Origin of the sequence: Streptomyces sp. NPDC057486 (assembly GCF_042802415.1) — a bacterium.
GTDB lineage: Bacteria > Actinomycetota > Actinomycetes > Streptomycetales > Streptomycetaceae > Streptomyces > Streptomyces yanii.
Genome location: NZ_JBHVEE010000180.1, coordinates 1 through 17,645, shown reverse-complemented (window position 1 = coordinate 17,645; position 17,645 = coordinate 1). Strand labels below are relative to the sequence as shown.

Below are 17,645 nucleotides of genomic sequence, written 5' to 3'. Positions count from 1 at the left end.
GGCGGTGGCTTCGCTGTGGGTGTCGCCTGTCTGCTGGTGCAGGTCGCGGGCGGTTTGGTGGGCGTCGAGGGCTTCCTCGAAGCGCCGCAGTTCCTGGAGCGCGGTGCCGAGGTTGTTCCAGGCGCCGGCTTCGCCGTGGGTGTCGCCGGTCTGCTGGAACAGGTCGCGGGCGGTTTGGTGGGCGTCGAGGGCTTCCTCGAAGCGCCGCAGTTCCTGGAGCGCGGTGCCGAGGTTGTTCCAGGTGGTGGCTTCGCCGTGGGTGTCGCCGGTCTGCTGGTGCAGGTTGCGGGCGGTTTGGTCGGCGTCGAGGGCTTCCTCGAAGCGCCGCAGTTCCTGGAGCACGAGTCCGAGGTTGTTCCAGGCGTTGGCTTCGCCGTGGGTGTCGCCGGCCTGTTGGTAGAGCTCGCGGGTGGTTTGGTGGGCGTCGAGGGCTTCCTCGAAGCGCCGCAGTTCCCTGAGCGCGCTGCCGAGGTTGTCCCAAGCGGCGGCTACGTTGCGGGTGTCGCCCGTGGCGTGGCAGGCGTCGAGGGCGAGGGAGCGGACCATTACGAGGTCCTGCAGACGCCGCCGCCACCCCAGGTACGGGCCTAGCGAAAAGCCCAGAGACACGGCGGTTTCTGTGGTGGCTTCGGTGTGGGCGGTGGCGATCAGGTTCTCGCGTTCGGCATCGAACCAGGCCAGTGCCTGGGCCCGGCCGGCGAACTGGGAAGCCACTACGGTGCCGGGGGGCTGGAAGTGGGTGTCGGCTGCTTCGGCGCGTTGGACGTAGTGGTCGGTGAGGCGGGCGCGGGCCTGTTCGTAGCGTCGGCGCGGGACACGTCCACGGGCTATGAACGCATCGGCCTGTTCGTGGGCGTAGACGCGCAGGAGGTCGTGCATCTGCCACCGGCCGCGGACCGTGCCGCGTTCGATCAGATGGCTGGCGGCCAGCTGCCCAAGCAGACGTTCCGCGGCTGCCTGCGGCAGGTCGGCCAGGACAGCGGCGGCGGGGGTGGAGATGTCGGGGCCGGCGTTGAGAGACAACAGGCGGAACAGGTCCTGTTCCTGGGGCAGGAGACGGTCGAAAGACTGGTCGAACGTGGCCCGCAGACTGCGTTCACCATCGTTCAGCCCGTCCAGAAGCCCTTCCGCGTGAGCGAGGGATTCTGCGCGTTCGGCGAGCGGCTGACCGGGGTCCCCGGCAAGGAGAGCCGCGGTGATCTGCAGCGCCAGCGGCAGGCAGCCGCACACCAGAGCGAGCTGCCCAGCGGCTTCCGGTTCCTCATCGACCCGCTGATCGTCGGGATCGTTGCCCTGCAACGCCCTCTTCAAGAGAGCGACGGCGTCATCGGGCTGCAGACGATTAACGGTCCGCATCCGCCCGAGCCCGGGAAGACTGTGCCGGGACGTGACCAGCATCCCGTGATCTCCCGGCGGCAGAAGAGGCCGAACCTGCGAGGCAGCAGAGGCATTGTCGGCGACCACCAACAACCGCTCACCCGCCCGCTCCCGCACGTTCAGCTGCGACCGATACACGACCTCCCGCTGCGCACCGGGCGGCGGAAGATGCTCGGGACGCACACCCAGCGACCGCAACAGCGCCTCAAGCGCATCGTCAGCCTGCGCCGGGTGAGGGTCGTAACCACGGAGGTCGACCAGCAGAACACCCGTGAACCACCCCCGCTCCTGCGCGGCGTGCCCTACGGCGTGGGCGAGGGTCGTCTTGCCCACGCCGCCCCAGCCCGACAGCACCGCAACCGCCGGCTGGCCGGCCGCACGATCGGGATCGAGCACGTTCAACAGGAAGGTGGTGTCGTCGTCGCGGCCGGTGAATCCTGCTGGCAGCGGCGGCAGGGCGTCCAGCGCGGTCGGCACCGGCGCGTACTGCTCCAGGAACGTGTTGTTCTGGGTCCCGCTGCCCAGCACCGGTCCGGACAAGGTCGACTCCCGGAAATCGACCCGCGGCCCAGGCACCCTCCCGGGCGACAGGCCGACCCGCCCGGCAGATCCAGGCTGCGCGCTGCGCTTCGCGCCCTTGGCACCGGCCTTCTTCGTCTTGTTCTTCGGTTTGTTCTTCCCGCCCATGCCGGTCTACCGGTGGAAGTGGTTGTTCTGCGTGCCGCTGCCCTGCACCGGCCCCTCGAACGTCGCGTTCCGGAAATCGTTGTGCACCGTTTCGGACGGCTTGGCGGCATCGGCCTGAGCGACCAGGGCTTCCAACTCGGCCACTACCAGTTGCCGTTCGGTGTCGGGCAGCTCCTCCAGGAGGGTTTCGAGCCGGGTCTGCCATACCGCGACTTGCGCGATACGGACCTGCTCGGCTTCCGCACCGTCCTGTGCGGCTTCCAGCACTGCCTGTGTACGGTCCAGGCGTTCCAGCACCGCCTGCTCGCGTCCCGCTTCACCGCGACCGAACAGCCGGGCCACCCCGCTGCGGATCCCGTTCCACGCATCCGTTCCCGCGGCCTGCACGACCGCGCCGCCACCAGCGGCCGCCGCAGCGATGAGTCCCTCGATCAACACGGCATTCCCCCACATCACCAGAAAGAACCACCAGCCTAGTTCGCCCACCTCCCTGCCGACCCCAGGTTCGTCTACACCGCCCGGCTGGCTGCGTAGGCGAGATGCAGGAACGAATGTTGGCGAGTGTTGGCAGCGGTTCCTGTCCCAGAGAGTCGGGATTGTCGGCCAGAAGCAGAAACAGCCGGAAGTCGAATACCGATGCAACCCATCCACCAGGGGAGTCCGGGTCTGCAAAGTCCGCCCCACCGGCACCGTGGGCTCTCAGATCGATCCGAGAAACGCCATCAAGGCACCGGCGTTCTCGTCGCGACCACCTGAGCCGACCGGACAGGGCTCAGCAGTCGTAGCGGTGGGTATACGGGGTGTCCGGGCAGATGCGGCAGATGAAGAAGTACATGCCGCCGAGGTCGCCGAGGTCCATCCCGTGCCCGAACGCGTCCAGGGCGCCGGGATCCGCCTCGGCCCGCCAGGACGGGGTCGCGTCCCCGTGCTGACGGGGGTCCCGGTCGTCCAGGGGAAGCCAACGGCCTATGCCCGGTTCGGTCGCGGTGACGCTGAGCAGGTGCTCCATGCGGGTGCCGCAGCCCGCGCAGTCGGGCCAGTCGGGCGGCTGAGTCCACCCCGGGTAGCCGCCGACCTTGCTCTGCTGCGTGGTGGCCACCTCGAAGTAGTCGTAGCCCCGTTCCTCCTTCAAGGCCTCGAACCGCTCGTCGAGCAGTTCACAGAGCCCTTCCGGCAGGTCCCAGTTCGGGTACTCCACAGCCCGTGTGGGGGACACCGTGCAAGAACGCGGCAGGTAATCCTCCTCCGCGGTGTGCGGGCGAGGCGGTTCGCCGGCAGCGGCTGTCAGCGCCGAGCTGCGCCAGTAAAGCCGGGGGCTGGCTGCGTACTGGTCGTCCTCGTGAACGAGCGGGCACCACAGGATCTGCAACAAGTCAGTGCCAGCGGGGAAAACGAGATCGGGCACGTTCCGTGCGTACAGCTGGACCACCGGGACCATCGCGACCGGCTCGGGCCCGACGGGCGCGCTGAGCGGCTTGTAGTGGTCCGGTTCGGCGCACATCGGCCAGGGTTCATCGGCCGGCCACAGCAGTGGCCCGCCGATGGAGCTGTCATCCGGGCCCGGCTGCCCAGCCCGGGGGTAGAGGAGGGTGACCTCGCGGACCGTACCGGTGAGCTCCGGAAAGTCTGCCTCGACCTCGAAGGGGATAGGTGCCAACGGCCGCGGCCCGGTGCGCCGGGCTTGAATACTGCCCTGCTGCGTGTGCCCTGACGACATGGGGGCCTCCTGCTACTGATGCGAACGCCACCGACCCTAGTCCCCGCCTCCGACAGCCGAGCGTCCCGTGCAAGCCGCGCCGAGGAAGCGGAGAACCTGGAAGCCGCGAGCGAGGGCCTGGATGCCGACCCGCTGCTCCTGGCCTTGCAGGACGCCCGGGCCCGCAAGGCCGCGGCGGACGCCGAGATCCGCCGACTCCTCGCCTACGGGCGGGAGTTCCACGGCGCCTGCCCGTATCGCCTGGAATCCCTGGCCGGGGCCGGCAGCATGACCATCTCGGGTATCCGCACCGCCTACGGGGACAACGAGATCACCGAGGTGGCCCGGGAAATCCGCCGGGACCCGAACCGGCGCACCGCCAAGTCACCCACCGAGGAGGCCCACGACCGATGACCAGGACACCTGCCTCTGCCCCACCCACTGGCCACGCCTCATCACCGTCATCGAACAACGCGAGTACACCGGCACGCCCGCACCCGCGCACAGCCCCGCTTCCGCGCTCTACCTCCCGCTGCGCCGTGTGCAGGACTCCCTGCACACACCCCTGGAAGAGGGCCCCTCTACCCCCAGGCCCGGGTCACCAGGGCGCGTGCGTTCTCACGCGGTGAGATGAGCAACTCGTGCGCGGACGTGTTCTGATGGCCTGCTTGTCCGTGCTTGGTTGCGACGAACGCGACCCTTGATGATCAAGGTTCTCGAAGCCGTTGATCACGAACAGGGGGCGCGTTCGCTTGCCATCTTCCTTGATGGACGTTCTCCAGCGCCGCCGCGAGGACGTCGACCTGCTGCACCTGTCTGCGGAGCGGTCCGAACTCGCCGCGCTGTCTGAGATCTTGGACCGGGGCGATGCCGACCTCTCGCGTTCGTTCTGACGCCTGGACACTACGGTGACGGCCCCCAGCTCGAGCATGTGCTGGAGCAGGTCTCGGTGCCCCGAGCCGGAGTCGGACGACCTCGCACGCGTCCCGACCATGTCCTGGCGGACAAGGCCTACACATCCCGGAAGAACCGCCGCTACCTGCGACGACGCGGAATCCCGCACACCATCCCCGAACGTCTCGACCAGCAAAGACACCGGCAGAACCGAGGGTCCCGAGGCGGCCGGCCCACCAGGTTCGACAGCGAGCACTACAAGAAACGCAACACCGTCGAACGCGCCATCAACCGGCTGAAGGGCTTCCGCGCGGTCGCCACCCGCTACGAGAAACGCGCCTACATCTACCTCGGCACCCTCACCCTCACAGCCCTCATGATCTGGCTCCGAACATGATCCGAGAAACAGTGCCTAGCTCACTTGCGCTTCAGCGCGGCGCGCACGGCCTTCGAGTCCGTGCTGTTGGTCTCGAATAGGTTGACTGCCTGATCGACGAGCCATGTGCCGCGTTCGCCGGGAACGAGCCGCAGCGCGGTGTGAATGGTCATGTCGTTTGCCGCCGTACCGGTCTCCACGGTCACCCGCAGTCCGATTCCCGCCGGGTGCGGACCGAAGGCCGAGACCTCGACCGCCTCACCGGTGCTCACCCGCGCGTCCGGGTAGTCGCCGAGCCGGGGCGCACTAGTGATTTCGACGCACTCGGCGATAGTGTCCGCCCCCAACTCTGCCGCAGGCGTTCGGTCCGGGCCTCGCAGGCGGCCTCCCAATCCTGATCCACCGAGGCCTGCTGATAGGCCCGGGCAGCCTCGATCGCGCCGCCGTGCGCTCCTTGCCCTCACCGCCGCCGGTGCCGTCGTCACCGTTGCAACCGGCCAGCGGCAGGGTCGCCGCCATCACGAGCACCCCAGCGGCACGTCCAACCTGAACAGCCACGTCCTGTCCCCCTCACCTCTCATCGGCCCTCCCCAGAACCGTTCGGAGGATTACAACACAGGGCCGGTGATGAGTAATGGTCAATTCCTGTGGATCAGTGCTGTCGGTCAGCCTTCCTCTGGTTCCTGGTATCGCGGCAACCCGGGGCCGCCGGAGCTGCCCGACCCCGACCGCACCACCGAGTAGCCACACCCGGGCACTTGACCGCCGGGGCGCTGGCATTCCGTTGGGCCGGGGGACTGGCTGCCGACCGACAACGGCGTCTTCGACGCGTACTGGGAATATCACGGTCGACTTGAACACGAACGGCAGCACACCACCCGCTACCTGCCGGACTTCGTCGTCGCCGCGTGACCAGCACGCGGCAGCTCACTCAACGGGAAACGCACCCATTTGTGGGCGTGACCGCCGCGCCATTCGACCCACTGCGGGTCGTCCAGAACCGCCTCGGGGGCGGCAACGCCGGCGCCTTCGAGAAACACGACCAGGTCGTGGTCGCTGCAGGTGCCGAGTACCTCGTCCCGGCCGCTGCTGTGCACCGTCGTGCCGCACGGCGAAGGGGACCGGACGCTCGTGTCCGGTCCCCTCCCACGATGCCGCCGCCGACGCTGGCAGGCTCAGTTGGTCACGACGGCGCGTTCGGACGCTCCCGACTCGGTGCCGTCCGCATAGAGGGCCGTGACGCGGTAGTAGACCGTGGTGGCGGACGGCTGGGGGCGGTCGTACCAGTCCCAGCCCGTGGAGTCACCTCTGAGCACCGTGCCGAGGATGTCGAAGGTCCCGCTCTCGCGGTTCCATCGGCGGACGGTGAAGGACGTAACCGGACTGCCGTCCGTGTTCTCGTCGTTGGTGAGGAGCCAGTGGATGCCGCCGTTCGAGTCGATGCTGAGCTGGATCGGGGCGCCAGTCGCGGGCGGGGCTGTGGGGCGGAGGTCGAGTTCGGTGACCTCGGCGGCAGCGGCGCCGGTGTCGGGGGTGAGCTGGTTGCCGTACTGGTCGACGGCGACGACGGCGTAGCGGACCTGCTGGCCGTCGGCTGCCACCCTGTGGTGGAACGTCGTCGCCTCGATCTCCCGGGGTCGCAGGGTGTACGGGTCGATCAGCGGCCGGTACGTCCACTGCCCGTCGACGAACGTCCCGCGCAGCACGCGGTAGTGGTCGAAGCCGGGAGAGGTGTCGGCGTCCCAGGACAAGGCGATGCCGTTCTCCTTCGGGACCGCGGTCAGTCCGGTGACCGGGGCAGGGGCCGTCGTGTTCCCGGCGACGGTGATGACGACGTCCTGGGACGGAGTGCCCGCGTTGCCCTCGTGGTCCAGCGCGACCCCCCAGTAGTAGTAGGTGGCGCCGGGCGGCGGCGCCGGGTCGGTGAAGCTGGTGCCCATGACCCACCGGCCCACCTCAGTACGCGTGCTGCCGGCGGTACCGCGCGGCTCGGTCGACCGGAACACGGCGTAGCCGTCGAAGTCGTCGCTGGTCCGCTCGGAGGGGTCCCAGGTGAGCGTGACGCCTGCCTCGTCCTCGTGGGCGCGCGCGTTGAGGGCGGTGTCGACCGGGCCGGTCAGGTCGCGGGTGTAGTACATCGCCGTGCCCGAGGCCGCCGACTCCAGGCCGTGCGTGTCGACGGCGGTGACGACGTAGTAGTAGATGTCGCCGGTCTGCGGCAGGGGCCCGGTGTAACCGCCGCCCGACAGCTTGTCGCCGTTCAGCCGGTTCTCGGGGGTCAGGGCGACCGGTGAGGACGTCGAGCGGTACACGCGGTAGCCGGCGAGGTCGGACTCCGTGTTGCTGTTCCAGTAGAGGGTGATCTTGGTCGGGTAGCCCATGGCCCAGTTGTCCTCGACGCCCTTCGGGGCGGCGGGGGCGGTCCGGTCGAGGGTGGTGATGCCGAGGTCGGCGGTGCCCGAGGAGGTGTTGCCGGCCTTGTCGTAGGCGCGGACCTCGTAGTAGTAGACGTTGCCGTCCTTCGGGGCGGTCGTGTCGGTGTACGAGGTGGACGTCGTGGTCGCGATCGGCTTCGCGGGGTAGGAGGTGCCCTTCAGTCGCCGGTACACGCGGTACCCGGCGAGGTCCATCTCCTTGTTCTTGGCCCAGCTGACCTTCGTGGACGTGGTCGCCGTGCTGTAGGTGACGGTGGTCCCGGTCGGGACGAGCGGCTTGACCTTGTCGACGGACGCCGAAGTGCGGGGGGCATAGGCGAACTTGACGTTGGCTGCGCCGGTCCAGTTCACGAAGTCGACGCGGAGACTGTGCTTGCCCGACGGGATGGTCACGTTGACGGTCTTGGAGACGGTCGTGGCGACGTTCTTCCACATGTCGACCTTGCGGACGCCGTCGAGGTAGACGCGTATGCCGTCGCGGGAGGAGGCGGCGAACGTGAACGGCCCGCCGGAGCCGAAGTCGCGGGTCGTCGACCAGCGGACGCCGAAGTTGTTGGCGGGCATGCCCTTGAAGCCGGGCGCGCCGGTGCCCCAGTTCTGGTCGATCACGGAGTCGCAGTCCGTGCCCTTGGGGGTCCCGGAGAAGGTGGTGTTCGCGTAGAACGTCCGCTTGAAGACAGGTGACGCGCAGGTCACCGCGGCGGAGGCGGGGCTGGCCGCGGCGAGCAGCCCGCCCGAAGTGGCGAGCACGACGGCGCCTGCGGCGGCGACCGTTGTGCTTCTTGGTCGGTTCATGCGTTCCTTCGCTCTTGATCCTCGGCGGCAGGGTGCGACCGCCGACGATCAAGACTCGCGATGAACGCGCTTGGTTGTACGCCTGGGACCTGTGTGCTCCGAGCCCGGCCGTTGCGAGGATGATCTCACTGCGTGACTCGGCTCGGTCCTCCGCCGACCCTGTAGGGTGCCGAAACTCATGTATAGCTGTTGACCAGGAACTTTACGAGGGTCGGCAGTCATGACAGGCTCGCACTGTATGGCCTCTGAGCTGCAGGGCTGTCAGATAGCGGACCGTGGTGATCAGGTCGTGTCATCTGCGCTGGGCCCGGTGGACTTACGGTGATCGTTGGTATGCGGCGGTGCTGGGACGGGAGCCCCCCGCTTTTGGAGCCGGGACATGGCCCACGGGCGTGGGGCCGAGGCTCGCCAGTATTCAGGTGTGTCCAGGGGTGATCTGTGGAAGCCGCAGGGTGTTACCAGCTGTCATCGTCCCCGTCTTCAGTAAGCTGCTCTTCCTCCGCGAGCCGCCGCATGTCCTCACCGGCGTGAGCTGACGCGCGCCTTCGCCAAATCGGATCAGCTGTTCTGCTGGGCTGTAGAAGCGGGGCGTGGCGCCGAGGCTGGCGCGGCAACCGCGGCACCGCCACGCCCTGCGCAGGGTGACCCAGTGGGCACGGGCGCACGACAGGCATTCGGTGAGGTAGGCGCTTGGGCCGTACGCCGCGTCCCACCATGCGTGACCGTAACGGGCCCGATATCCGGGCGGATTTGGACTGCGGTGTGAAGGCCAGCCCAGCAGGACCAGTTGACCGCCGGGCCACCGGCAGCTGCAGGCGCCGGTGCAGTGGCAGGCGCGGACCTTGCCGAGCACCATGACCTTGGCGTCGATCTTTCAGATTTGCTTGCAGGACGCGACGCAGTCGAACCAGTTCCGCTTCATTGCTGTCGCCGGTCACTGAAACTGGGTAGTCGTCACGCTTTTGACCTGGCGTTGTGCAGTTTGGTTGAGGGGGGTGCAGGCTTGGTGGCTCACTGAATCTGCGCAGGACCTCGCCGAACGTGACCACCGCCTGGAAATCCTCAGCGGACCGCTATCCGGCATGTATGACCCGCAGGGTGCCGGCAAGGTGCTGTTCGTGGTCTTCGCAGCGATGGCGGAAGTCGAGCGGGAGTTCATCCACGAGCGGACCCTGATCGGCCTGGACACCGCCGCGGCCAACGGCAACCACGGCGGCCGCCGGCCCGCGATCGACGGAGACAAGCTCGCCGTCGCCCTCCGCCGTCGCGACGCGAACGAATCCGTCACCGCCATCGCCCGCCACCTCGGCGTCGGCCGCTCCACTCTTTACCGCGTGCTCGCCGCGTACGAGGACGAGGCGGGTCGCACAGACGATCAGTAGATGCCGTCAGAGCTTGGATCGCATGGCGGTGATAGACACATTGGTATGGCGACGTTCATGGCTCTGTTCGACGGTGCGGCAACCCCATGGAGGGCCGATCCCGCAGCGCTGACACCGGCGATCCAGGCTGTCTGGGCCGAGGTCGAGGTCGATGCGTCGCGCCGCAGCGAGGCGTGCAGTTTCCGATGGACTGTCGAGACGGAAGAAGGCGCCGTCGAGGCATACCTGCACGAGAATGGCACGTGCCTGTACCTGGACACCTCCCTGACAGACGCCGCACGCTTGGCCTGCCTCTTCCGCCGCTTCGTTCCCCGAGACGTCGAGCTGGTCCTCTGCGACCAGGGATACAACTTTCATATCCCGCTCGAGCACGACATCGACGACGCAGAGCTCATCAAGCAGATGAACGCCGTTGGCTGAAGGCTGTTCCGTATGTCCCGCCATGGCCGGGCCGTCAGCGGGTCAGTGCAGTGGCGACCTGGGCCAGGCGAGCGGAATGACATTCTCGTGTCGCCCGACAGAGCATCCGCAGGCCGTAGAGCACGTTGTCGTGCAACCAGTCGATGATGTCGCCGCGGGTGACCTCGCGGCGGCGGCAAGGCCGTCGGGTTCGGCACAGCGCCCTCACCACAGCAAAGCCCGGCCTTGTTGATCACTTTTGCCACTGCCCTCATCAACGGTGCATACTCCGCTGCGCTCATCGCGGCGGCAACGCAAACAGGAAGGCGACAGGAACAACGTGCTCATACTCATTTCCATAGGATCGCTCGCGGCCCTTGGCTGGCTTCGCTACGGTCTGCTGCCTCTGCGGCCGTTGAATACTCGGCTGCCGGGACCCGACCCCCTGCTGCAGCGCACGCTGAAAGCTGCCGGGGAGGGCGAGTGGAAGTCGGCGGCGCAACTCCTGGCCGATGCCGGCAGGGACTGGGATCGCCGCGCGTACTACGTACAGCATCTGTCCCGCTCGGCTGCCCATGACGGTGACGCGTGGCTGCGCACGTGGACTGCAGCTCACCCCGAGGACTCTGATGCGGCACTGGTCAGCGCGTGCGCCCGTGTCGAGCACGCGTGGAAGACTCGCGGCGGACAGCGCGCGAGCGCGACGTCCAGTGAACAGTTCGAGGGCTTCCACCGCGAACTGTTCGGCGCCCGGGAAGACCTCGCGCGTGTCGCGGCGATGAACCCCGAGGACCCCACTCCCCTCGCCAAGGAAATCTGGGTGGCACTCGGACTCGGATACCCCATGGACACGACGCGCTCGCTGTGGGGTCAGGTTACCGAGCGGGCCCCCCACATCTACTCGGCTCACTTCAGCGCCCTGCAGTTCATGTCCAAGAAGTGGCGCGGATCCCACACCCAGGCCAAGGAATTCGCCGCTCGGGCCGCGCAGGAGGCTCCGTTGGGCAGCCTGCTCAAGCTCCTGCCGCTGAACGCGTGGTACGAGGAGCACGAGGTCTTCGCGGAGGAACGCCTGCCCTCGGACGCCTTCCGCAGCCAGCATCTCATCGCCCTGGTCGACGCCGCGCTGGAGGACGCCGCCGCGGCCGAGAGCCACCCGGAACTGCCGTGGGCTCGGCACATGCTCGCGTATTTCCTGCTCCGCCAGGGCCGCTACAACGAATCCGTGGCCCAATTCCGTCATGTCGACGGTTACACGAACGCACTTCCCTGGCGATACCAGGTGTTTCCGAGGCTTTCCTACCGCTCCCATCGCACGCGGGCGATGTGGGGAGCCCTGCTCCTGCGCCGCTGATCCATGAGGGTACCGAGCGGGGGCGGACACTCGGCGGAAGAGGCTGGCCACTTCACTGTCCCAAGCCAGCGGGACCGCTCCCGTCCGGGAATTGCGCCCGGCGCACCACACCGACGTCGGCTGAGCAACGAGCGCTGACAGAACCCTGCGCCTCACTGACATCCACTCTGCGCCCCACACCGGGACTGGCCACACCGCTTGTGACTTCGAGAATGTGGAGTCTGACCATCAGATGTGAATGTGCGTGCTTGGCCTCGGCCAGCTCCGCCGGACCACCGGCTATGCGCGTCTCATCCAGGCTGGGCACCGTACCCGCACGGTCTAGGCGCCCGCCGGTACGGGAACAGGGCCCCAGTCAAACGATGTCCCGTTGAACGTTGCGCTGTTGAAGTCGACCGTGCCGCCGCCGAACGTCGCGCTGTTGAAGTCGACCATGCCGCCGTTGAATGTCGCGCCGTCGAAGGCGACCGTGCCGCCGCCGAACGTCGTGTGGTCGAAGGTGACCGTGCCACCGTTGAACGTCGCGTCGGCGAAGGTGACCATGCTGCCGTTGAACGTCGCGCGGTTGAAGGCGACCGTGCCGCCGCTGAACGTCGCGCCGACGAAGGCGACCGTGCTGCCGCCGAATGTCGCGCCGTTGAAGGCGACCAGAGAGACACGCTGACGTACCGGCCTCTGCAGATGTCCTCGTCCAGTGGCGGTTCGAACAGACGGTCGGGAGCCTGGGAAGGCGCGCGGCACGGGCACACAAAGGCGGTGCGTGCACCGACCGTTAGGGTGCGGCCATGGACGCCGCCGTACTCGACCGCCGGACCCGCATGCACGACGAGTGCATACCGCCGGATCTCGTTGACCGTCTCCTCGCCCTCGGTCACGCCGACGTGGTGCGCGCCCAGGCCTCGGCGGAAGACGGTGACTGGTTCTGCGCCCGCGCTTGGGCGCGCCTGTTGGCCGGCCAGGGCGAGCTGGAGGAGGCCCTCAGGGTGCTGGCCCCGTACATCGGGACGGGCTGGTGGACGGCGACCGAGGAGGCCGCCCGGCTGCTGGACTCGGGGGGCCGGGGCGAGGAGGCCGTTTTCTTCGTCCGCCCCTTCACACGGGACGGGGAGCGGTTCGCACTGCACGACCTGGCCCTGCTGCTGGCCCGGCACGGGCGGGGCGAGGAGGCCTACGCGCTGCTCCTGCCGCACGTCGCGGACTGGTTTCTCGCCGAGGCCCTGGTCGAGGTGGGTGTCGGGCTGGGCCGGGGCGACGAGGTTGCGGCGCTGTTGACGGCCCGGATCGCGCCGGGGGGCCGGTGCGCGCGGTGCGGCAGCCCGGAGTGCGGCGGACGGTACCCGGGGCCGTTCAACGCGGTGAACCTGCTGGCGTCCGTTCGCGAGGAGCAGGGCCGCACGGATGCGGCGGTCGAGGTGCTGCGTACGTACGGCTCCACGCCGGTTAACAACCGTGACCCGCTGGCCGAACTGTTGGTGCGGCATGGCCGGATCGACGAGCTGCGCGCTTACGCAGCCGACGGGGACCGGCCGGAAGCAGTCCGCTGCCTGGCGGAGCTGCTGGAGGCCCGCGGCGACGTGGCGGGCGCGGTCGAGGTGTACCGACGGCATGCGGAGCACGACAGCTGGCACGCGCCGACACTGCTGGCACAGCTGCTTGCCCGGCACGGGCGGGGCGCCGAGGCCATCGAGGTGATGCGCGCGCTGGACAGCGCCGAGGACTGGGTCGTCGACCTGCTGTGCGGGCTGTTCACCTCCGAGGGCCGCGCCGAGGAGGGCCTCGCCCACCTGAACGCCCTCAAGGCCCGGCGGGGCAAGGAGGAGTGGGAGCTGTTCCGGCTGCGGGGCCCGCTCCTGGCCGCCTGCGGACGGCTCGACGAGGCGGTGAAGGAGGCCCAGGCGCACCCCGAGGGCGGGAGTCCGTACGCAGTGGAGAGCCTGGCCGGCCTGTTGGCCGACGCCGGACGCCCGAAGGAGGCTGTCGCCCTCCTGGACGCGGACCGCCTGGACCACCGACGGACTCTCGGCCCGCTGCTGGTGGAGCTGGGCCGGGTCGAGGAGGCCGTGGCGCTGCTGCGGACGCCGCGCCCCGTCGTACCACTGCCGGAGCCGACGGGCTACAGCGACTGTCCGCCCTTCTAGCAGGGCCTGCTCGTCTCCACCTGATCGACGGGCTGCCGATGCTGCGGCCAGACGAGCAGGTCTTCGAGACGATGCTCCAGGGCTGGCGCAACCAGCAGCTCGCGCGGAACCTGTCGCCCGGGTACGTCTCCGACCAGGAGAGGACGGTTCGGGCCTTCACCCGGCACGCCGATGTCCTGCCATGGCAGTGGACGCCGCAGCACGTCGACGAATGGTCGGCGGACCTCCGCTCCGTCCACGGCTGTGTCCGATCCAACTACCAGGGCTCCGTACGGCATGAATCACACCACGTCGGGCCATGGACTGTCCGTTGGCGTGGCACTCCTCGGAGGGCGTCCGTTGACGTAGTACTCCTCGGAGGGCAACGAGTCCCATTCAGTATTCGCGCCGTCGCGCGTCACCATGAACAACGGACGCGATCGGAGGACCTGCCCGACCAATTGCCCACGCATGACGACCCCGGGATCATCCGGTCCTGCGTAGCCCTCGGGCATGTAGCGAAAGCGCACGTTCATCGCCTCGGCATACGCGATTGCGTCGCTCTCCAGCTCCGCCATGTCTCTCCCGACCAGCGGGAGTCCGTCGTACGCGACCTGGGGACCGTGCACGGCGTCGGCAGCGATGCAGAACAGCCCCACAGCTTGGCTCACATAGGCCGTGACGGCAGGTGGAGAAGGAGCGACCCCGCGACGGTGGACTTCGGCCTTCCAAGTTGGCGAGAAGATCGCGTGGTCCCGTGCACAATTGCTGACCTTCGTCTGACCGAGAATCTCAGCCGCCTCGACCACTTCGTTGACGGTCATACCGAACCGAAGCGGCCCGACGCCGACAGCCGGCGAATAGGACCACTCGTCCCGTTCGGTGACTCCGAAATCGGCTTCGGTCTCGAACGCCATAGTCGCTCCTCTAGAGACACCTGAGACTTGCCGTCGCCCATCATGCCAATCGCCGACCAGCAGGCTGCCGGGTGCCGCCGAGCTCGCGCAGATCACTCAGCGCAAGCCCCCTCTCGGCTCGGCCGCGAATACGCGACACCTGAACATGCGAGCTCACCAGTCCCGAGGCCGGGCAAGCCGCGTCTACGTTGCCCATTCCAGTCCGAGGCTGGCGAGGGCGGTGAGTTGGGCGGTGTCGAGCTTGTCGCGGCGAGCGCGTTGGTTCGCGGCCCATACCCCGGTGCGGTGCTCGGTGCCGTCGGGGAGGCGCTCGACGTGGGACCGCGAGACCACAGTGGTGCCTTCCCGCGCGATGTACTGGGCGAGGGCTGCTACGCCCCGTGTGAACGCGTCGGAGCCCTTCCCTGCCCCTGTCTTCGCGTTGGTTCGCGCTGCGGTCTTCTGGGGCCGCACGGACGGCTTCACGCCGAGTCCCGTGAGACGGCTCTGCTGTTCCTCGTTGAGGTGCGTCCAGTCGCGGGTTTGTCGGGTGAGCCAGCGTCCGATGTCGTCCCCGCGGTGGGTAACCCCGGGCGTGATCTCGTCCAGGCGCGCCCCGGCCTCCAGGAGCGCGCTCAGACCGACGTGGTGGCGTTGCCAGTCGACGGTCCAGCCCTGTGCCCGGGGGTTCCAGTCCGGGTCGATCGCGGTGAGCTGCTCGGCGCGCCGTGCCGCGCGCTCTGGCTCCTTGCCGAGGCCGTCGGGGCGGCGGAGGTTGGTGAGCCATTGCCCGACGGGTTTGTCGAGGGCGGTGGCGTGCCGCGGGGCGGCCAGGGTGCCGGCCTGTGCGTAGTAGGTGCGGGCGGCGGCGAGGTTTTCGGCGAACTGTGTGTCGGCGGTGTCCCAGATCATGCCGAGCTCTTCGAGCTCGTTGGCCCGGGTGCTGGACATGGTCCCGGCCCGGAAGGATCGCCGCTGGTCGGACAGCCACCGGCCCAATGGGTAGGCGCCTTCGGTGTGTTCGTAGGGCACGTCCAGCGACCCCTCCCGCTCGAAGTAGCGGCGGGCGGTGTTGTAGCCGCGGGTCCAGTCTTGGCGTTCGGTGTCGAGGATTTGGAACTTGACCCATTTCGCGATCATCACGGGGTCCCTGGGGGCCGCGAACCGGAGCAGCAGCCGCGACTCCTCTTCACCATCCTCTGGCTCCGGACCGATGTTCTGCGACGGATCAACGACCTGCTTCTGGCTCTCCTGCGGAATAGCGAGCATCTCGATGGCACGCTCATCATGCGCCCGAAGCCCTTCAAGGACCTTCACCAAGGGGCGATATGAAGAGGAGGTGAACATGTCTTCCGGCTGCTCACCTCGCGCCAAAAATACGGGCACGATCAGTGTTGCAATCTTTCCCTGCCCGGGTTTCTGACGCAGTGCCCGGCCGATTGCCTGAACGATATCGACCGCGGACCCTTTCGGGTCCAACAGGGCCACACTGTCCACCGCTCGAATATCCACACCCTCGTTCAGAACACGACAGTTCGAAAGCACCGCACGCCCGGCCCTGCGCCCGAAGTCGGACAGCACCTGGCGCCGGTGGCCGGCCTCGTGCTCCCCGCTCAGCCAGTTCGCCCACACGCGCTCCGGGTATCGCTCCGGATCCGACGCATACAGCCGGGCCGCGACCTTGGGCAGTCCCTTCGCGAATGCGGAGGCCTCTATGGTCCGGTGATGGAAGGTGATGGTGGTCTGCAGCCGATGTGCTGCCATTGTCTCCAGCAGTGCGGCCTGCAGCGCCCCGATCCGTTCACCCCGCAGTTGCTCCTCGTGTTTTTCGTCGCTGGCGAGGCGGGTTGGGGTGACGACGGGGTCGGTCAGTTCGACGACCACAATTTGATAGCGGGCCAGAAGGCCCCGGGATACCGCGGACGCGAGCGAGAGCTCGTACACGACAGGTCCGTAGATTTCGGGGTCGTCCATGGAGCAGGCCAGTTCTTGCGGCAGAGGGTCCCGCGCGTTCTCGAAGCCCGCCTGGCGCTCCACCCACTGGGCCCGGGGTGGGCGTTCTTTCCAGATGCGGGGTGTGGCGGTCATGTAGAGCCGGCGCATCGCAGGAATGACGTCCTGGTCATGGATGGCAGCCCACGCCTTGCCTGCAGATCCACTGGTCCGGTGCGCCTCGTCGACGACCACGAGGTCGAAGACGTCCATGGGAAGCCCGTACGCGCCCTCGTGCGCCTCGGCCAGCACCGGCAGAGAGGCGTACGTGGCGTAGACGGTCACGGGTCCGCGGCCGTGCCACAGAGCCAGCTGCGGCGGGCTGGTCGTGGACCGCACATCGAGATCCCACAGATGCGGGTCGTCATCCAAGGAGCACACCGCCACCGCCGGCCCGGTGTGCCCGGCAGACCGCCATTCGCGCACCGTCTGCGTCAGCAGATCCAGGGTCGGCAGCAGCACGAGAACCCGCCCATTACGCGCGAGCCGCAACGCGGAATGCGCGGCAATGAACGTCTTTCCCGTACCGCACGCCGCTACCACCGTGGCCCGCAGACCATTACGTGGAATCCGCTTCCCCGGAGGAATATCAAGACCGCGCACCACAGCGTCAACGGCTTCAACCTGATGAGGCCGAAGCGCAATCTTTTCTGTGCTCGTCATATCCGTACTCCAGAATTCACGAGAGGGGTGGCAAGTCCTGACGGAGGGGATAGAGTCTTCCTCGGGATGCTACACACTGCATCACGCACTGCATCATCGTGACGCAGTGCGGGCATCACTCTAGCGCAACAGGAGTCAAGGGGAGGGGATTTCGGGTAGGCTCATGCGCATGCTGAGTCTTCTTCAGGAAGTGAGAGGCTGTCACGCATCGGATGGAGCGAAGCGGAGTCCGGTGCACCCCATCCAGCGGGGCCGGCCTCCCCTTCGGGAGTGACGTCACGTCACCGGGCGGGGAGTGCCGTGTTCTTCGGGATGCTACACAGGCCTGCACTGATGCACCCTCACCCGGTAGCCAGCCGTTCCGGCGAAGCCGGAACCAAGGCGTGGAAGCGAAGCGGACACGCCCGCCCGTCAGGAATTTAAGCGAAGCGTAATTCCAATTCCCGTGCGAAGCACGGGAATTAAGGCGTGAAACGCCGTCAACGAATTGCGAAGCAATTCGTTCGCTGAGCGAAGCGAAGCGTTTTCGCTGCACAGCGCGCAGCGCTGTGGTACCCCCTGTCTCTTATACACATCTGACGC

At 67.8% G+C, this 17,645-nt stretch carries 15 protein-coding genes and 1 pseudogene; 8 read left to right on the top strand and 8 right to left on the bottom strand.

Going from position 1 to position 17,645, the window contains the following annotated elements:
- The 3 genes from ACFU6I_RS43740 to ACFU6I_RS43730 all read right to left on the bottom strand — a co-directional run.
- A partial coding sequence (locus ACFU6I_RS43740; protein ID WP_384378660.1) for a tetratricopeptide repeat protein occupies positions 1–1,917 on the bottom strand: 1,917 nt, incomplete at its 3' end.
- Between the two features lie 153 nt (positions 1,918–2,070).
- Positions 2,071–2,550, bottom strand: a complete 480-nt coding sequence (locus tag ACFU6I_RS43735; protein WP_345510085.1) for a hypothetical protein — start codon at positions 2,548–2,550, stop codon at positions 2,071–2,073.
- Between the two features lie 286 nt (positions 2,551–2,836).
- Complete coding sequence (locus tag ACFU6I_RS43730) at positions 2,837–3,781, bottom strand: hypothetical protein (RefSeq protein ID WP_384378657.1); 945 nt, start codon at positions 3,779–3,781, stop codon at positions 2,837–2,839.
- Positions 3,782–3,799: 18 nt separating this feature from the next.
- On the opposite strand from ACFU6I_RS43730, the gene ACFU6I_RS43725 reads away from it, so the two are divergent.
- The 3 genes and pseudogenes from ACFU6I_RS43725 to ACFU6I_RS43715 form a co-directional block, all read left to right on the top strand.
- Positions 3,800–4,174: a hypothetical protein gene (locus ACFU6I_RS43725; protein ID WP_384378654.1), complete on the top strand. Its 375-nt coding sequence runs from the start codon at positions 3,800–3,802 to the stop codon at positions 4,172–4,174.
- A 353-nt stretch (positions 4,175–4,527) separates the two neighbouring features.
- Positions 4,528–4,653: a hypothetical protein gene (locus ACFU6I_RS43720; RefSeq protein WP_384378651.1), complete on the top strand. Its 126-nt coding sequence runs from the start codon at positions 4,528–4,530 to the stop codon at positions 4,651–4,653.
- Positions 4,617–5,051, top strand: a pseudogene (locus tag ACFU6I_RS43715) (IS5 family transposase); the annotation flags it as partial. The gene ACFU6I_RS43720 and the pseudogene ACFU6I_RS43715, both read left to right, overlap by 37 nt.
- 20 nt (positions 5,052–5,071) lie before the next feature.
- On the opposite strand, the gene ACFU6I_RS43710 reads toward ACFU6I_RS43715, so the two are convergent.
- The 3 genes from ACFU6I_RS43710 to ACFU6I_RS43700 all read right to left on the bottom strand — a co-directional run bounded on the left by ACFU6I_RS43710 (position 5,072) and on the right by ACFU6I_RS43700 (position 8,260).
- Positions 5,072–5,302, bottom strand: a complete 231-nt coding sequence (locus tag ACFU6I_RS43710; RefSeq protein WP_384378648.1) for a hypothetical protein — start codon at positions 5,300–5,302, stop codon at positions 5,072–5,074.
- A 609-nt stretch (positions 5,303–5,911) separates the two neighbouring features.
- A complete protein-coding gene (locus tag ACFU6I_RS43705) occupies positions 5,912–6,127 on the bottom strand; it encodes a hypothetical protein (protein WP_384378645.1) in 216 nt (71 codons plus the stop codon).
- 78 nt (positions 6,128–6,205) lie between these two features.
- On the bottom strand, positions 6,206–8,260 hold the full coding sequence (locus ACFU6I_RS43700; RefSeq protein ID WP_384378642.1) for a PA14 domain-containing protein: 2,055 nt from the start codon (positions 8,258–8,260) through the stop codon (positions 6,206–6,208).
- Between the two features lie 995 nt (positions 8,261–9,255).
- Between ACFU6I_RS43700 and ACFU6I_RS43695 the strand changes: the two genes are divergently transcribed.
- From ACFU6I_RS43695 to ACFU6I_RS43675, 5 genes are all read left to right on the top strand, one after another.
- On the top strand, positions 9,256–9,642 hold the full coding sequence (locus ACFU6I_RS43695; protein WP_384378639.1) for a helix-turn-helix domain-containing protein: 387 nt from the start codon (positions 9,256–9,258) through the stop codon (positions 9,640–9,642).
- Between the two features lie 45 nt (positions 9,643–9,687).
- A complete protein-coding gene (locus tag ACFU6I_RS43690; RefSeq protein ID WP_384378636.1) occupies positions 9,688–10,062 on the top strand; it encodes a hypothetical protein in 375 nt (124 codons plus the stop codon).
- 319 nt (positions 10,063–10,381) lie between these two features.
- Complete coding sequence (locus ACFU6I_RS43685) at positions 10,382–11,395, top strand: hypothetical protein (RefSeq protein WP_384378633.1); 1,014 nt, start codon at positions 10,382–10,384, stop codon at positions 11,393–11,395.
- A gap of 370 nt (positions 11,396–11,765) precedes the next feature.
- On the top strand, positions 11,766–12,059 hold the full coding sequence (locus ACFU6I_RS43680) for a hypothetical protein (protein WP_384378630.1): 294 nt from the start codon (positions 11,766–11,768) through the stop codon (positions 12,057–12,059).
- 121 nt (positions 12,060–12,180) lie between these two features.
- Entirely contained in the window at positions 12,181–13,533 is a 1,353-nt protein-coding gene (locus tag ACFU6I_RS43675) for a tetratricopeptide repeat protein (RefSeq protein WP_384378627.1), read from the top strand.
- Positions 13,534–13,814: 281 nt separating this feature from the next.
- Here ACFU6I_RS43675 and ACFU6I_RS43670 read toward each other — a convergent pair whose 3' ends face one another.
- Both ACFU6I_RS43670 and ACFU6I_RS43665 read right to left on the bottom strand, forming a co-directional pair.
- Positions 13,815–14,429 (bottom strand): hypothetical protein, encoded by a 615-nt coding sequence (locus tag ACFU6I_RS43670; protein ID WP_384378624.1) that lies wholly within the window; start codon positions 14,427–14,429, stop codon positions 13,815–13,817.
- Positions 14,430–14,612: 183 nt separating this feature from the next.
- A complete protein-coding gene (locus ACFU6I_RS43665) occupies positions 14,613–17,063 on the bottom strand; it encodes a Helicase associated domain protein (protein ID WP_384378621.1) in 2,451 nt (816 codons plus the stop codon).
- Between the last annotated feature and the right edge of the window lie 582 nt (positions 17,064–17,645).

Coding starts and splice junctions, on each gene's coding strand:
- ACFU6I_RS43730 (WP_384378657.1), bottom strand. CDS start 3,781: ATGTCGTCAGGGCACACGCAGCAGGGCAGTATTCAAGCCCGGCGCACC.
- ACFU6I_RS43725 (WP_384378654.1), top strand. CDS start 3,800: ATGCGAACGCCACCGACCCTAGTCCCCGCCTCCGACAGCCGAGCGTCC.
- ACFU6I_RS43720 (WP_384378651.1), top strand. CDS start 4,528: ATGGACGTTCTCCAGCGCCGCCGCGAGGACGTCGACCTGCTGCACCTG.
- ACFU6I_RS43700 (WP_384378642.1), bottom strand. CDS start 8,260: ATGAACCGACCAAGAAGCACAACGGTCGCCGCCGCAGGCGCCGTCGTG.
- ACFU6I_RS43690 (WP_384378636.1), top strand. CDS start 9,688: ATGGCGACGTTCATGGCTCTGTTCGACGGTGCGGCAACCCCATGGAGG.
- ACFU6I_RS43675 (WP_384378627.1), top strand. CDS start 12,181: ATGGACGCCGCCGTACTCGACCGCCGGACCCGCATGCACGACGAGTGC.
- ACFU6I_RS43670 (WP_384378624.1), bottom strand. CDS start 14,429: ATGGCGTTCGAGACCGAAGCCGATTTCGGAGTCACCGAACGGGACGAG.
- ACFU6I_RS43665 (WP_384378621.1), bottom strand. CDS start 17,063: ATGACGAGCACAGAAAAGATTGCGCTTCGGCCTCATCAGGTTGAAGCC.